Genomic DNA, 12,824 nt, shown 5'->3' on the forward strand with positions numbered 1-12,824 from the left:
AAGGACTCCCTTCGACGACGAGGTCGCGCCGCCATGCCCAAGCTTTTCGCCCCGCTCGCCGCCGCCCTGGCCCTGACCGGCGGCTCCGCCCTGGCCCAGACCCCGGCGGCCACGCCCGCCGCAGCGCCGGCGCCGGCCTACTCCAGCCGCGTCATCACCCTGGCGGAGGCCAAGACCGTCGCGGCGGCCGCCGAGGCTGAGGCGCGCAAGAACGGATGGACGATGGTCATCGTCGTGCTGGAGTCGAATGGTCAGCAGGTCCTGGCGCAGAAGATGGACGGCACCCAGTACGGCTCCAACGAGGTCGCGCTGAAGAAGGCCCAGACGGCGGCAAACTTCCGCCGCCCCACCTCGGTGTTCCAGGAGGCGGTCAAGAGCGGCACGCTGAACGCCATCTTCACAGGGGCCACTGCCGTGGAAGGCGGCGAGCTGCTGCTGGTCGACGGCAAGATCGTCGGCGCGATCGGCGTCTCGGGCGGCACGTCGGCCCAGGACGGGGTTGTGGCCCGCGCGGGCCAGGCGGCGCTGAAGCAGCCCTAAGCCGCGAACTCCCGCGCGAACATCGCCTCATACTCGGCGATCAGCGCCTCTTGCTCCGGCGCGATCAACCGCGCCACGGCGGCGGCGAAGGTCACCGGCGCCAGGCCGGAGGCGCTGACCAGCTTGCCGTCGGTCACCGCCCTGGGCGTGTCGACATAGTGCTCGGCGCCCGCATAGCCGGGAACGACGCCCTCCAGCCAGTCCTTGCCATTCGAGGTGTGCTGGCGGCCCGCGAACAAACCCGCGCGCGCCAGGGCCGTGGTCCCGGCGCAGATGCCCGCCACCGGCTTGCCGTCGGCCAGGGCCTGGCGGATCAGCGCGCTGATCGCGGGGGTCTCGCCCTCGCTCCAGGCGTCGCTGCCGATCAGCAGGAACACGTCGGCGTCGCTCAACACCGGATCATCGAACCGATAGTCGGCCGCAGCCAAGACGCCGCCGATCGAGGTCTCCGGATCGCCGGTGGGGGTGGCGACTTCGATCTGCACCTTCAGGTGCTCGCGCAGCAGCGCCAGCACCGCGCCGGCCTCCCAATCGGCCCAGCCTGGCTGCAGAAAGGCGACGGCGACGGTCATGGGTGGCTCCTGGCGCTACCGAAACAGCGCCGAAGCGCCTACATTGGCCTTCATGACAGACGCAGCCACCCTTTCAACCGCCGGCTTTGACCTGACCCCGCCGACCGAGCCCGAGCGCGAGCGCCTCGAGGCCGACCTGACGGCCGAGGAAGCCCGCGTCCTGCTGCATCACGGCACCGAGGCGCCGTTCTGCGGCGGCCTGCTGGGCGAGAAGAGCCCCGGCGCCTATTGCTGCCGGCTTTGCGGCCTGCCGCTGTTCAAGCACGAGACCAAGTTCGAGAGCGGCACCGGCTGGCCCAGTTTCTACGCGCCGTTCGCCGAGGATCATGTGGTCGGCGTGCGCGACACCTCCTACGGCATGGTCCGCATCGAGACCCGCTGCGCCCGCTGCGACAGTCACCAGGGCCACGTCTTCCCGGACGGCCCCGCGCCGACGCGGCTGCGCTACTGCATTAACTCGGTGTCGCTGCAGTTCGTGAAGGCCGGCGATCCCCTGCCCGACCCGCTGCATCGGGGCGACAAGATCGGCTGACCCAAAGGGAAGTTTGACGACGTCGCCCTTTCGGCATTCCCTCTGCCAAAAGCTCCTCGATGAGCGACGGCGGAGGGAACATGTCCAAAGCGGCTTCAGCGCCCCTGGCCCTGCTGGGCGCGGCGGGATCACCTTACACCCGCAAGATGCTGGCGTTGCTGCGTTTTCGGCGCATCTCGCACGCCATCCACTGGGGCAGCCACCGCAACCCGCCGCCGGGCCTGCCCGCGCCGAAGGTCAAGCTGCTGCCGACCTTTTACTTCCCCGTCGCCGACGGCTTTGAGGCGGTCACCGACTCCACGCCGATCATCCGCCGGCTCGAGCGCGAGCACGCCGGCCGCTCGGTGATCCCCGACGATCCGGTCGTGGCCCTCCTCAACGACCTGATCGAGGACTACGCTGACGAGTGGCTGACCAAGGCCATGTTCCATTTCCGCTGGGCGCACGTGGCCGACATCGAGAACGCCGGGCCGATGCTGATCTACTGGCACGACCCCACCCTGCCCTCCGCCATGGCCGAAGACGCCGCGCGCGAGATTTCCAAGCGCCAGATCGACCGCCTCTATGTGGTGGGCTCCAACCCGATCACCGCCGCCACGATCGAGGCCAGCTACGCCCGCTTCGTTGACGTGCTGGACGGCCTGATCGAACGGCAGGGCTATGTGCTGGGCGCGCGTCCCTCTGCGGCGGACTTCGCCATCCAGGGCCAGCTGTCACAGCTGGCGATCATCGAGCCGACCTCGGCGGCGATCACCGTCCAGCGCTCGCGCCGGGTCCGCGCCTGGCTAGACCGGGTGGAAGACCTGTCGGGCCTGGAGCCCGACGCGACGCACTGGGCTTCGCGCGCGGATCTCACAGACACCCTACGCCCTCTGCTGACCGAGATCGGCCGGGTCTATGCGCCCTTCCTGCTGGCCAACGCCAAGGCTGCGATGAGCGGCGCCGAAACGGTCGAGGCCGAGATCGACGGCCGCCCCTGGACCCAGCCGACCTTCCCCTATCAGGCCAAGTGCCTGATGGCCCTGCGGCAGGCGCACGGAGCGCTGTCAGCCGCCGACCGCGCGGCGGCTGACGGGGTGATGGCGGGGACGGGGTGCGAGGCGTTGTTTGGGGCGGGGTGAGCGCCAGACTAGATGGGCGGTACCCCGGTCTTACTCGGCGACGGCGGAGGGGGCGGGTCAATCCTGCAATAAGGGAAAAAGCAGCCTTCCGATCCGCCGAACGCAATCCAGACCCGAACGCTTTTCTTCTGCTCCAGCGCGACCTTCGCATCCGGTTTGCCCAAGCGAAACTTCGGGATCAAGGTCTGTGCGGCGCGGCGAAAGCCCAAATCCGACGGCTGTTCGCTAAAGGCCTTGCAGTCCCTTAGCGAACCGTTCGGGCGGACGGCGCAATCAAAGCCCACCACGCCCCGCATTGGGCTCTCCGGCTTGACCCGCGCGAGGTCCTGGCGCGTCGGCGCCTTCGCCCACCTGGCTTGGGCAAAGGGTGGAAACAGCCAGGCTACGCCCGTTGTGCCTTCGTCGATCGGTCCTTGCCCCGCGATGACTGCGGCAAGCGCCAAGGCGATCATGCGCCCCTCCACAACTTTGAAGACACTTACACACCAACCGCTAGGCGCGACAAGGCCCCAGGCAGCTCATCAGCTTTCCTTAAATCCTACTCAATTGATATGAATTGAGCACAACCCTCGCCCCGCCCTAGAGATCGCCCATCAGCGCTCAACCTCCGGCGGACCACCATGCCCCTCTCAGACCGAGACGCCACGCCGCCGATCCTGATCGTGCCAGGGCTCTACAATTCAGGGCCGGGTCACTGGCAGTCGCACTGGGAGCGCCCCCTGCCGGGCGCCGAGCGCGTCGAGCAGCAGGACTGGGAACGGCCGCTGCTGGGCGACTGGACGATCAGCCTCGCCGAGGCGGTGCGCCGCCGGCCCGGCGCGATCCTGGTGGCCCATAGCCTTGGCTGCGCCCTGGTCGCCCACTTCGCCCAGGTGACGGGCGGACGGGGCGTCGCCGGGGCCATGCTGGTGGCGCCGGCCGACGTCAATCGCGAGGGGCCGGCGGGTCGCCTCCTGGTCGGCTTCTCGCCGATCCCCCGTCAGCGCCTGCCCTTCCCCAGCCTGGTCGTGGCCAGCCGCAACGATCCCTATGTCGAGATCGAGCGCGCCGAAGCGTTCGCGCGGGGTTGGGGGTCGGAATTCATCGACCTGGGGCGAGCGGGCCATATCAACGTCGCCTCGGGCCACGGCGCGTGGCCGAGGGGGCGCGTCCTGCTGAACCGACTGGTCCGGCGGATTACGGAAGACGCTCAACATAAGGAAAGGAAGTTGGTGCGGGCGGTCGGGGTCGAACCGACACTCCTTTCGGAACCGGATTTTGAGTCCGGCGCGTCTACCAGTTTCACCACGCCCGCACATCTTCGCCGAAGCGAAGGGTGGCCTTCCTAGCAGGCGTTCGCGGCGAATTCCAGAGGCGCGATGGACGGTTTAGCATCGCTCCACACGGAGATTCCCGATGCTGAAGCCTGGCCGCCGCAACCTGATCACCGACGTTCCCGGCCTCAAGGTCGGATGCGTCGAGGACGAAGCCGTCCGCACCGGCGTGACGGTGGTGCTGTGTCCCGAGGCCTGGACGGCTGCGGTCGACGTGCGTGGAGGCGGGCCGGCTGTGCGTGAGACCGATACGCTGCGTCCCGAGAACAGCTTTTCCAAGGCCCATGCGATCTGCCTGTCTGGCGGCTCGGTGTTTGGCCTCGGCGCGGCGGACGGCGTGGCGTCGGTCCTGTCGAACCGCGACGTGGGTCTGCGGATTACCGCCGGCACGCCGGCCATCCCGATCGTGCCCGCCGCCTGCCTGCATGACCTCTCGAACGGCGGCGACAAGGCCTGGGGCCTGACCCCGCCCTATCGCGATCTGGGCATGCGCGCGGTCGAGGCCGCCGCCGAAGACTTTCCGCTGGGCCCGGTCGGCGCGGGGCGCGGGGCGATGGCGGGCCTACGCCCCGGCGGACTGGGCTCGGCCTCGATCGACCTGGGCGGCGGCCTGATCGTGGCGGCCCTGGTGGCGGCCAATCCGGTGGGCTCGGCCTATATGGCCGATGGCGAGACCTTCTGGGCCTGGCCGTTCGAGATCGACGGCGAGTTCGGCGGGCGCCGGCCGGGGACCCTGCCGCCGGCGATCGAGCCGCTTCCGGACGATTCGAAACTGGGCGCGCGTCTTGTGGCGGGCGCCAACACGACCCTGGCCCTGGTGGCCACCACGGCCGACCTGTCCACCGCCGAGGCGCAGCGCATGGCGATGATGGCCCATGACGGCATGGCGCGGGCGGTGCGTCCTATCCACACGCCGTTCGACGGCGATGTCGTCTTTGCTTTGGCGTCAGGCGCTTGCGCTCTGGGAGACGACCCTATGCGCGGCGTGCTGCGGACACGGATCGGATCGGCGGCCGCCGACTGCCTGGCCCGCGCGATCGCCCGGGCGGTCTATGAGGCGAACCGTCGCCCCCTCGTTTAAGGCGGCGTGATGGTCTCGCCGCCGGCCAACTGGATGGCGGCGGTCTCCAGGTGGTCCAGCAGACGCTTGAACGTCGCCACCTCGCTAGGGGCCAGGCCCGCCAGCAGCGTGGCCTCATAGGCCAGGGCCAGGGGCGCGATCTCGGCGAACAGGCGCCGGCCCGCCGCCGTGAGCTCCAGCGTGTGCGAGCGGCGGTCCGACCGAACCGTGGTGCGGGCCACGAGGCGACGCACCACCAGCTCCTGGGCGGCGCGGCTGACGCGGACCTTGTCCATCGCTGTGCGGGTCACGGCCGTGTGCTGGGTCAGCGAACCTTCGGCCAGAACGGACATCAGCCGCCATTGCGGGATCGTTAGCCCGAACCGGTCTTCATAGGCGCGCGCGATCAGGCGGCTGACCGCAGCCGACGCCGTGGCCAGGCGATACGGCACGTAGTCCGAGAGGCTGACGTTAGCCTCGGGCGCCTCGGGCGCGCCAGACGTGATCGGAGAGACCGTTGCGGTCATGTCCCTACCCTTCGTCCTCCCGGGCGCGGCCGCCTTCGGAAGAAGCGACCTTTCGCCAATCCGTTGCGCCCGATCGCGACCGTCGTCAGGTCTCGTGAGCACTGCTTGTTTGGGCTCTGGCGTCGTCGCAGCTCAACGCTCGTCGACTCCAGCGCCTAAGACGCGTCACAATCGCACGTCGCGTGAGCAGAAAACAGTCATCTCGCCTTCCTGAACGGCGATCTGTCAGTGATGAGCGGCGGCGGCCAGCTTGTCCTTGGGCGGCTCCGGCGTGGTCAGCAGCGCCTTTTGGCAGGCGCGCAGCTCGTCCAGGCAGGTCTTGCGGTTCCAGAAGTCGGAGAAGTCGGCGACGGCCAGACGCAGAAGCTGGATATGCTCCTTGTATTCCAGCGGCTTGGGACCGTCGTCGTGGTGATCGTGATCGTCGTGGCCAGGCTTGGCGTCGGTCAGCAGCACCGTCTGCGAACCGACGATCGTCACGTTGCGACTCAGGACCTCGACGCCGGCCTTGGCGGGCGTGGCCTTGGGATCGTCGTGATGACCGCCGCCGGCGTGGTCGTGATCCTTGTCGTGGCCTTTGTGGTCATGACCCTTGCCGTGACCGTGCTTGTCGCCCTTGCCGTGCTCGTCCTTCTTCTCTTCAGGGCGCTCGCCCTTCATGGCCTTGTTGAGCTGTTCGAACGTCTTGCCGCAAGGACCGCCGAACGCCAGCACCGGGCCGATGCGCAGCTTGACCTCGTCGATCAGGTCCTGGGTCTTGGTCACCAGTTCGCCGGAGTGGGCGCTGCTGGCGGCCACACACTTGGCCTTGATGGCCTCGTGGATGATCTTGGGCGTCTCGGCGTGCTTGTCGCCCTTGTCGCCGCGCCCGGTCAGGCGCCCTGCGAAGAAGGCCAGGGCGATGATCGCCAGGCCGGCCAGCACGAGAAGAAAGACCAGCGTCGGATCAAAAACCGGCACCGGTTGATCGACCGGAAATTCTGACTGGTACACCCGACTTCTCCGCCCCACGCGACGCGTCATTTGACGACGCACGCTATGGTTAACGCAACAGCGTTATGGATGCACGGCCAAGGTGGCTAGGACGGGCGAGAAATAATGGCGGAAACCCGAGCGCCTTGCTCGTAGCGCGACGGCCCGCCATAGACAGCGACCTCGCACAGGATGTCGCCGCCCTCGCCTGCGGCCCAGATGTAGCTACGCTCGACCTCGACATGGCGACCTGCGGGGGAGATTCCCTCGAAGGTGTCGCCCCACGGCACGACGCCCTTCAGGTCCTGCCAACGCAGCGTCATAGCGCGCGAAAGCTCGTCGCGCGCCATCGCTTCAAGGTCTGGATCGCTGGTCGACAGAGCCTCAGCCCTCGGCCGTGTCGCGGAAATAGGCCTCGACCTCGCCCTGCAGCTTGATCGTCATCGGATTGCCCTTGCGATCCAGGGTCTTGCCGGCCGCGACCCGCACCCACTTCTCGCTGATGCAGTACTCCTCGACATTGGTCTTTTCGACACCCTTGAAGCGGATGCCGATGCCACGCTCCAGGAGGTCAGCGTCGTAGTGGGGGCTATCCGGATTGACGGAGAGGCGGTCGGGGGGCGTGTCGCTCATGGTCTTCAGCTTTCGGTCTGGGCCGCGCGGCCCGTGTCTTAGCCGGGGGTGATAGCTACGAAACGCGCAAAGTCCAAATTCTCTGGCCCAAAGGGGCTGACATCCTTGCGGACAACCGCCGCGCCCCCTGCTAGCTAGGCTGGGTCACGACATCGGAGTTCGCATGCTGCGTCGCCTCTACGACTGGGTCATGGGCCTGGCCGCTTCCCGTCACGCCTCCAAGAGCCTGTTCGCCGTCTCGTTCGCAGAGAGCTCGTTCTTTCCGATTCCGCCGGACGTGATGCTGGCCCCGATGTGCCTGGCCAAGCCTGAGAAGGCTTGGCATTACGCCACGCTCTGCACCGTGGCGTCGGTGCTGGGCGGCGTGCTCGGCTATGCGATCGGCTTCTTCCTGCAGGATCTGGGCATCTGGATGATGACCGTCACCGGCCACGCCGGCGGGCTGGAAGAGTTCCAGTGCTGGTACGGCAAGTACGGCGTCTGGCTGATCCTGGCCAAGGGCCTGACGCCCATCCCCTACAAGCTCGTGACCATCGCCTCGGGCCTGGCGGCCTTCAGCTTCCCGATGTTCATCGCCGCCTCCGTGATCACCCGGGGCGCGCGGTTCTTCCTGGTGGCGTTCGTGGTCAAGAAGTTCGGCCCGGCTCTGCTGCCGGTCATCGAGCGTCGCCTGGCGCTTTTCGCCGGAATTTTGATCGCGCTCCTTGTCATCGGTCTTGGCGCCAGCCACCTCCTGGGCGGAAGTGGAGACGCGGGAGCCTGCGTGGCATGACGAACGAAACGCCCAAGCTCGAGCCCCTCGACACTGCGGGAGAGGCTCCGACGGCGGCGACACCGGTGCGCGGACCTTCGCCTGTCCAGCCGGTCCAGCCTGTCGAGCGCACGCTCGTCAGCACGGCCTATGATCTCATCACGCGCCACTGGCCGCTCTTCGCGCTGTTGGCCAGCGCGCTGCTGCTCGCGACCGCCCACGCCTTCGAGAAGTTCGGCGGCCTCGCGCCCTGCCACCTGTGCCTGAAGCAGCGCGAGGTCTACTGGGTCGCCGGTACGGTCGGTCTGGTCGGGGTGATCCTGCAGCGCACGCCGCTTTGGCCGCGCCTGCGTATGCCCGTGCTTCTGCTGCTCGGCGCGATCTTCCTCTACGGCGCGGGCTTGGCGGCGTATCACGCGGGCGCCGAGTGGAAATGGTGGCCCGGACCCAAGACCTGCTCGGGCGGCAGCGCAGCGGCGGCCGCAAGCCTGGAAGCGATGCTGAAGGGCGCGGCCGCCATTAAGGCGCCGGCCTGCGACAAGGCCGCCTGGGTGTTCCTGGGCCTGTCGATGGCCGGCTGGAACGTGCTGATCTCGCTCAAGCTCGCCGTCTGGTCCGTCCTGGCGGCGCTGCGTAAGTCGGAGACCCCGGCATGACCCGCCCCGTTCCGCCCCGCCCCGGCTCCGCAGCCTCCAAGGCGCGCCTGGCTGAGATCCTGCGCGTCGATCAGGCCGGCGAGCTGGCGGCCGTCCATATCTATCGCGGTCAGGCGGCGGTGATGCGCGCCGCGCCCGGCCGTGAGCGCATCGCCGACCAGTTGCGCGAGATGGAGGGCCACGAACAGGTCCACCTGACGCGGTTCAACGACCTGCTGACCGAGCGCGGGGTGCGCCCCACCCTGATGTCGCCAATCTGGCGCGCGGCCGCCTTCGCCCTGGGCGCGGGCACCGCCCTGCTGGGCGACAAGGCCGCCCACGCCTGCACCGAGGCCGTCGAGACGGTGATCGAGAAGCACTATGCCGGCCAGATCGAGGAGTTGAAGGACCGTGATCCTGCGCTCGCCGCCGAGCTCAGCCAGTTCCGCGACGACGAGCTGGCCCACCGCGACCTCGCCATCGAGGAAGGCGCGCACGAGGCGACCGCCTACCCGCTTCTGACGGCGGTGATCCAGGCGGGCTGCCGCGCGGCGATCAAGATCAGCGAAAAGATCTGACACGGCGGCGCGCACCGCCGCGCCGACTCCATTTTCGGGGCGGGGCGCTTGGCGCCCGCAGCCTGCGCGCCTACCGATATCCCCTCAGTTACGACCGAGGGGGAGTCGTTCGTTGTCGCGCCGTATCCGCGTTCTCGCCGCCTGCGCGGCTTCCGCCTTGGCGCTGGCCGCCAGTCAGACCTCAGCTCAGGCCCTGAAGACCAGCGCTCTCACCTTCGAGACCGGCGGCGCCATGCCCGCCGAGCAACGGGCGCTGACCTTCGATCATGCCGACCTGAAGCTCAAGATCCTGCCCGAGAAGAAGGCCATAGAGGGCGAGGCCACCCTCACCTTCACAGCCCAGTCGCGACTGGACAGGCTGGTGGTCGACTTCGACCGCGTCTTCACGATCCGCAGACTGATGATCGACGGCAAGGCGCTCAAACCCAGCGCCTGGAGCAATCCCGAAGGCCAGCTCACCATCGCCCTGCCCACGAAGGTGGCCAAGGGCAAGCAGATCACGCTCTCCGTCACCTATGACGGCGCGCCCCACGAGGCCAAGCGCGCGCCGTGGGACGGCGGCTTTGTCTGGGGCAAGACCGAGAGCGGCGAGCCGTGGATCGCCACGGCCGTTCAGGGGGACGGCTGCGACCTTTTCTGGCCCTGCATCGACTATCCCATGGGCGAGCCTAAGCGGGTTGACCTGCACATCACTGTGCCCGCGCCGCTGGTCGCGCCGGCCAATGGCGTCTTCAAGGGCATGACCGAGAAGGACGGCTGGCGCACCTACCACTGGCGGGCGCGTACCCCGAACACCTACGCGATCGCGCTCAACGTGGGCCCGTACGAGGAGCTGAGCGCCACCTACAAGAGCCGGTTCGGCGACAGCATTCCCATGTCGTACTGGCACCTGAAGGGCCGCGCCGAGAAGGCCAAGAGCCTGTTCGCCGAGTTCACGCCGATGGTGGACTTCTTCGAACAGATGATCGGCCCCTACCCGTTCCGGGACGAGAAGATCGGCGTCGTCGAGACCCCGCACCTGGGCATGGAGCACCAGACCATAAACGCCTATGGCAACGAGTACCGGCTCGACGGCTACGGCTTCGACTGGCTGCTGCAGCACGAGTTTGCGCATGAGTGGTTCGGCAACCAGCTCACCAACGCCGACAATGACGACATGTGGCTGCACGAGGGATTCGGCACCTATATGCAGCCGCTCTACTCGCAGTGGCTGCACGGCGACATGGAGTATATGAGCCGGCTGAACACCCAGCGGCTGGCGGTGCGCAACAAGTTCCCGATCGTCTCCGGCCGTCCGCTCAAGGAGGACGCGGTCTACAACGGCGATCGCGGTCCGGGAAACGACATCTACTACAAGGCCTCGAATGTCCTGCACACGCTGCGGACGCTGATCGGCGACGAGGCGTTCTTCAGGATCACGCGGATCGCAGTTTACGGCCGCGACGATCCAAGGCCTGGAAACTTCACGCCGCGCTACCTGGGCACCCAGGACTTTGTGAAGATCGTGGGCCAAGTGACCAGCAAGGATCTCGGCTGGTTCTTCGACGTCTATCTGTACGACGCCGCCGCGCCTGAGCTGATCGAGACACGCGATGGCGGCGACCTCGTGCTGGCCTGGAAGACCGCCAGCAACAAGCCCTTCCCAATGCCGGTGGAGGTGAAGGTCGGGGACCGGATCGTCGCGCTGCCGATGACGGGTGGAACAGGCCGCTTGCCCGTAGGCGACGCCATGCCGATCATCGTCGACCCCGCTTCCAAGGTCTTGCGACGTCAGCCCTATGTCGAGGCTTATCAGGCCTGGCGCGCCGCCGCCGACAAGGCGGCCGCCGAAGCTCGCAAAAAGGCGGCGGAGGAAAAGGCGGCGGCGGAGAAGAAGTAGTCTCCAGAGGCGACGGGGGCTTGGTGATCTCTCGCTAACCCTGTCGCTTTACCGAATGGCGCGATCTTTCCCTCAGGATCAGCAAGTCCCGAGGAGAACGCGTTCTTGCTAAGGCCCACCCACTTCGTCGTCGCCGCCCGCGTCACGCTGGTGCTGGGCGCCCTTGCGGTCGCGGTGCTCGCTTTGGGCCCTTTCCAGGGCGCTGAACGGATCGTCGGCCTCAACGACAAGGCGGCGCATGCGATCGCGTTCGGGGGGCTCCTGGCCGTGTCCTTCCTGGCGTTCCCGCGCATGCGCCGAAACGACCTGGCGATCGCCGCCCTGGTGCTGGGCGCCGGCGTGGAAGTCGCCCAGCTGTTTGGCGGCCGTAGCGCCAGTCTCCTGGACTGGCTGGCGGACGCCGCCGGCGTTGTCACGATCTATGGGGCGAGCATGATCGAGACGGTCCGCAAGCTCGTTCGGGAGCAAGGCGATATGACCTTCGCCGAAATCACCGCCTTGGATCGCCGACAAGGCCGCCGTCGCCCGGTCGTCGCTTTTGCGCCGACCGAGGAGGCGACCTCAAAGGTGCTCCCCGCGCGGCCCAGCTTCGCTCAGCGGGCCGCGCGACACTTCCCGGTCAGGTGATCCGCTTCACGCTGACCGGGTCGCTGCCCGGGAAGCTTTCCTCAAGCCCCTCGTCGAGCAAGGCCTCCTGCCGGCTCTCGGACTTGGCCACCTTGCCGGCCAGCTGATCGTGCTTTTCATCATCGGCCAACGGGCGACGGGCTTCACGCGCATGGGGCGCGTCGAAGTGCTTGTCCTCAGGCCGGATCTCGCCCTCAGCCGCCATGTCGGCGGTTGAAGACGAAGTGCCGTGGGTGAAATGGCGCTTATCGGCGTCGTTCGCGGGGTTCTGGCTCATCTGGGATCTCCGGAGCGGCTACCCAGACAAAACCCCTTCGGAGCAGGTCGGGTTGCATGCTGCGGCGAAGCTTTCCAGACGATCAGGCCTCCAGTTCGACGTCCCAGTAGAGGTAGTCCAGCCAACTGACGTGCAACCGTCCCGGCGGGAACCTTCGCCCACGCTCCTGAAGCTCGTACATCGAAGGACGGCGCGCGGTGTGGAACGTCTGCATGCCCGCCTCGCGAGGCGTGCGTCCGCCCTTGCTGAGATTGCACGGCGCGCAGGCGGTGACGATGTTTTCCCAGGTGGTGCGACCGCCGCGCGAACGGGGGATCACATGGTCAAACGTCAGGTCCTCCGGCGAACCGCAATACTGGCAGCTGAAGCTGTCGCGCAGGAACAGGTTGAAGCGCGTGAACGCCGGCGGGCGCTCCTGAGGCACATACTGTTTGAGCGCCACCACGCTGGGCAGCTTCATCTCGAATGAGGGTGAATGGATGACCTGGTCGTAGCTGGCCACGACGTCGACACGGTCCAGGAACACCGCCTTGACCACCTCCTGCCAAGGCCAGAGGGACAGCGGATAGTAGCTCAGCGGCCTGAAATCGGCGTTCAGGACCAGAGCGGGCATGCCCGAAGGCGGGCGCGTGAGGACCTGCATCAAGTCCTCCTCACGAGGCCAGCAGGGCCTCGGACGATGGGGTACGCGACAGGACTGAAGACGGGCCTCCTTCCTACGCTATTCAGGGAATCGCCATTCATTCCCGAACGCAAAGGAAGGATGATCCGACTCAGCGACAGAACCAAGACATCCTTGGCTCGTTT

The 12,824-nt window shown here is 67.4% G+C and carries 17 protein-coding genes, 1 tRNA gene and 1 pseudogene; 10 read left to right on the forward strand and 9 right to left on the reverse strand.

Going from position 1 to position 12,824, the window contains the following annotated elements:
• Nucleotides 1–33 precede the first annotated feature (33 nt).
• Nucleotides 34–540, forward strand: a complete 507-nt coding sequence (locus tag ACT53N_RS17205) for a GlcG/HbpS family heme-binding protein (protein ID WP_476065024.1) — start codon at nucleotides 34–36, stop codon at nucleotides 538–540.
• Here the strand turns inward: ACT53N_RS17205 and ACT53N_RS17210 are convergent.
• Complete coding sequence (locus ACT53N_RS17210; protein ID WP_476065025.1) at nucleotides 537–1,112, reverse strand: type 1 glutamine amidotransferase family protein; 576 nt, start codon at nucleotides 1,110–1,112, stop codon at nucleotides 537–539. The two genes, ACT53N_RS17205 and ACT53N_RS17210, sit on opposite strands and share 4 nt — an antisense overlap.
• 52 nt (nucleotides 1,113–1,164) lie before the next feature.
• On the opposite strand from ACT53N_RS17210, the gene msrB reads away from it, so the two are divergent.
• Together msrB and ACT53N_RS17220 are read left to right on the forward strand one after the other, a co-directional pair.
• The gene (msrB, locus tag ACT53N_RS17215) at nucleotides 1,165–1,644 is read left to right on the forward strand and encodes a peptide-methionine (R)-S-oxide reductase MsrB (protein ID WP_476065026.1); all 480 of its coding nucleotides are present in this window, start codon (nucleotides 1,165–1,167) and stop codon (nucleotides 1,642–1,644) included.
• Between the two features lie 59 nt (nucleotides 1,645–1,703).
• Nucleotides 1,704–2,765 carry a glutathione S-transferase N-terminal domain-containing protein gene (locus tag ACT53N_RS17220; protein ID WP_476065027.1) on the forward strand — a complete coding sequence of 354 codons (1,062 nt, stop codon included), beginning with the start codon at nucleotides 1,704–1,706 and terminating at the stop codon, nucleotides 2,763–2,765.
• 8 nt (nucleotides 2,766–2,773) lie between these two features.
• Here the strand turns inward: ACT53N_RS17220 and ACT53N_RS17225 are convergent, their stop codons facing one another.
• The gene (locus tag ACT53N_RS17225; protein WP_476065028.1) at nucleotides 2,774–3,217 is read right to left on the reverse strand and encodes a hypothetical protein; all 444 of its coding nucleotides are present in this window, start codon (nucleotides 3,215–3,217) and stop codon (nucleotides 2,774–2,776) included.
• A 168-nt stretch (nucleotides 3,218–3,385) separates the two neighbouring features.
• Here ACT53N_RS17225 and ACT53N_RS17230 point away from each other — a divergent pair.
• Nucleotides 3,386–3,970: pseudogene (locus ACT53N_RS17230) on the forward strand (alpha/beta hydrolase); the annotation flags it as partial.
• A gap of 4 nt (nucleotides 3,971–3,974) precedes the next feature.
• Here the strand turns inward: ACT53N_RS17230 and ACT53N_RS17235 are convergent.
• Nucleotides 3,975–4,059 (reverse strand) — tRNA-Leu (locus ACT53N_RS17235).
• 101 nt (nucleotides 4,060–4,160) lie between these two features.
• On the opposite strand from ACT53N_RS17235, the gene ACT53N_RS17240 reads away from it, so the two are divergent.
• Complete coding sequence (locus ACT53N_RS17240) at nucleotides 4,161–5,159, forward strand: P1 family peptidase (RefSeq protein ID WP_476065029.1); 999 nt, start codon at nucleotides 4,161–4,163, stop codon at nucleotides 5,157–5,159.
• Here ACT53N_RS17240 and ACT53N_RS17245 read toward each other — a convergent pair.
• From ACT53N_RS17245 to ACT53N_RS17260, 4 genes are all read right to left on the reverse strand, one after another.
• Nucleotides 5,156–5,665, reverse strand: coding sequence for a MarR family winged helix-turn-helix transcriptional regulator (locus tag ACT53N_RS17245; RefSeq protein WP_476065030.1), 510 nt, complete (start codon nucleotides 5,663–5,665; stop codon nucleotides 5,156–5,158). The genes ACT53N_RS17240 and ACT53N_RS17245 overlap by 4 nt on opposite strands.
• 225 nt (nucleotides 5,666–5,890) lie before the next feature.
• Complete coding sequence (locus ACT53N_RS17250) at nucleotides 5,891–6,676, reverse strand: hypothetical protein (RefSeq protein WP_476065031.1); 786 nt, start codon at nucleotides 6,674–6,676, stop codon at nucleotides 5,891–5,893.
• A 68-nt stretch (nucleotides 6,677–6,744) separates the two neighbouring features.
• Nucleotides 6,745–6,987, reverse strand: a complete 243-nt coding sequence (locus tag ACT53N_RS17255) for a hypothetical protein (protein ID WP_476065032.1) — start codon at nucleotides 6,985–6,987, stop codon at nucleotides 6,745–6,747.
• Between the two features lie 34 nt (nucleotides 6,988–7,021).
• Complete coding sequence (locus ACT53N_RS17260; protein ID WP_310001084.1) at nucleotides 7,022–7,270, reverse strand: DUF3297 family protein; 249 nt, start codon at nucleotides 7,268–7,270, stop codon at nucleotides 7,022–7,024.
• 163 nt (nucleotides 7,271–7,433) lie between these two features.
• Here ACT53N_RS17260 and ACT53N_RS17265 point away from each other — a divergent pair, with 163 nt between their 5' ends.
• The 5 genes from ACT53N_RS17265 to ACT53N_RS17285 all read left to right on the forward strand — a co-directional run bounded on the left by ACT53N_RS17265 (nucleotide 7,434) and on the right by ACT53N_RS17285 (nucleotide 11,740).
• Nucleotides 7,434–8,042 (forward strand): YqaA family protein, encoded by a 609-nt coding sequence (locus ACT53N_RS17265; RefSeq protein ID WP_476065033.1) that lies wholly within the window; start codon nucleotides 7,434–7,436, stop codon nucleotides 8,040–8,042.
• The gene (locus tag ACT53N_RS17270; protein WP_476065034.1) at nucleotides 8,039–8,677 is read left to right on the forward strand and encodes a disulfide bond formation protein B; all 639 of its coding nucleotides are present in this window, start codon (nucleotides 8,039–8,041) and stop codon (nucleotides 8,675–8,677) included. Before ACT53N_RS17265 ends, ACT53N_RS17270 begins: the two co-directional genes overlap by 4 nt.
• Nucleotides 8,674–9,234 (forward strand): demethoxyubiquinone hydroxylase family protein, encoded by a 561-nt coding sequence (locus tag ACT53N_RS17275; protein ID WP_476065035.1) that lies wholly within the window; start codon nucleotides 8,674–8,676, stop codon nucleotides 9,232–9,234. Before ACT53N_RS17270 ends, ACT53N_RS17275 begins: the two co-directional genes overlap by 4 nt.
• Before the next feature lie 76 nt (nucleotides 9,235–9,310).
• Nucleotides 9,311–11,113 carry a M1 family metallopeptidase gene (locus ACT53N_RS17280; RefSeq protein ID WP_476065140.1) on the forward strand — a complete coding sequence of 601 codons (1,803 nt, stop codon included), beginning with the start codon at nucleotides 9,311–9,313 and terminating at the stop codon, nucleotides 11,111–11,113.
• A 105-nt stretch (nucleotides 11,114–11,218) separates the two neighbouring features.
• Entirely contained in the window at nucleotides 11,219–11,740 is a 522-nt protein-coding gene (locus ACT53N_RS17285) for a VanZ family protein (protein WP_476065036.1), read from the forward strand.
• Here the strand turns inward: ACT53N_RS17285 and ACT53N_RS17290 are convergent.
• Nucleotides 11,733–12,017 (reverse strand): hypothetical protein, encoded by a 285-nt coding sequence (locus ACT53N_RS17290; protein WP_310212206.1) that lies wholly within the window; start codon nucleotides 12,015–12,017, stop codon nucleotides 11,733–11,735. The two genes, ACT53N_RS17285 and ACT53N_RS17290, sit on opposite strands and share 8 nt — an antisense overlap.
• An 82-nt stretch (nucleotides 12,018–12,099) precedes the next feature.
• Nucleotides 12,100–12,663 (reverse strand): HNH endonuclease, encoded by a 564-nt coding sequence (locus tag ACT53N_RS17295; protein WP_476065037.1) that lies wholly within the window; start codon nucleotides 12,661–12,663, stop codon nucleotides 12,100–12,102.
• Nucleotides 12,664–12,824 lie beyond the last annotated feature (161 nt).

It is taken from the genome of Caulobacter sp. DMC95 (genome assembly GCF_056313785.1).

Excerpts from the sequence above, each read along its gene's own strand:
- ACT53N_RS17205 (WP_476065024.1), top strand. The coding sequence starts at position 34 with ATGCCCAAGCTTTTCGCCCCGCTCGCCGCCGCCCTGGCCCTGACCGGC.
- ACT53N_RS17210 (WP_476065025.1), bottom strand. The coding sequence starts at position 1,112 with ATGACCGTCGCCGTCGCCTTTCTGCAGCCAGGCTGGGCCGATTGGGAG.
- msrB (WP_476065026.1), top strand. The coding sequence starts at position 1,165 with ATGACAGACGCAGCCACCCTTTCAACCGCCGGCTTTGACCTGACCCCG.
- ACT53N_RS17220 (WP_476065027.1), top strand. The coding sequence starts at position 1,704 with ATGAGCGACGGCGGAGGGAACATGTCCAAAGCGGCTTCAGCGCCCCTG.
- ACT53N_RS17225 (WP_476065028.1), bottom strand. The coding sequence starts at position 3,217 with ATGATCGCCTTGGCGCTTGCCGCAGTCATCGCGGGGCAAGGACCGATC.
- ACT53N_RS17240 (WP_476065029.1), top strand. The coding sequence starts at position 4,161 with ATGCTGAAGCCTGGCCGCCGCAACCTGATCACCGACGTTCCCGGCCTC.
- ACT53N_RS17245 (WP_476065030.1), bottom strand. The coding sequence starts at position 5,665 with ATGACCGCAACGGTCTCTCCGATCACGTCTGGCGCGCCCGAGGCGCCC.
- ACT53N_RS17255 (WP_476065032.1), bottom strand. The coding sequence starts at position 6,987 with ATGGCGCGCGACGAGCTTTCGCGCGCTATGACGCTGCGTTGGCAGGAC.
- ACT53N_RS17260 (WP_310001084.1), bottom strand. The coding sequence starts at position 7,270 with ATGAGCGACACGCCCCCCGACCGCCTCTCCGTCAATCCGGATAGCCCC.
- ACT53N_RS17265 (WP_476065033.1), top strand. The coding sequence starts at position 7,434 with ATGCTGCGTCGCCTCTACGACTGGGTCATGGGCCTGGCCGCTTCCCGT.
- ACT53N_RS17270 (WP_476065034.1), top strand. The coding sequence starts at position 8,039 with ATGACGAACGAAACGCCCAAGCTCGAGCCCCTCGACACTGCGGGAGAG.
- ACT53N_RS17275 (WP_476065035.1), top strand. The coding sequence starts at position 8,674 with ATGACCCGCCCCGTTCCGCCCCGCCCCGGCTCCGCAGCCTCCAAGGCG.
- ACT53N_RS17290 (WP_310212206.1), bottom strand. The coding sequence starts at position 12,017 with ATGAGCCAGAACCCCGCGAACGACGCCGATAAGCGCCATTTCACCCAC.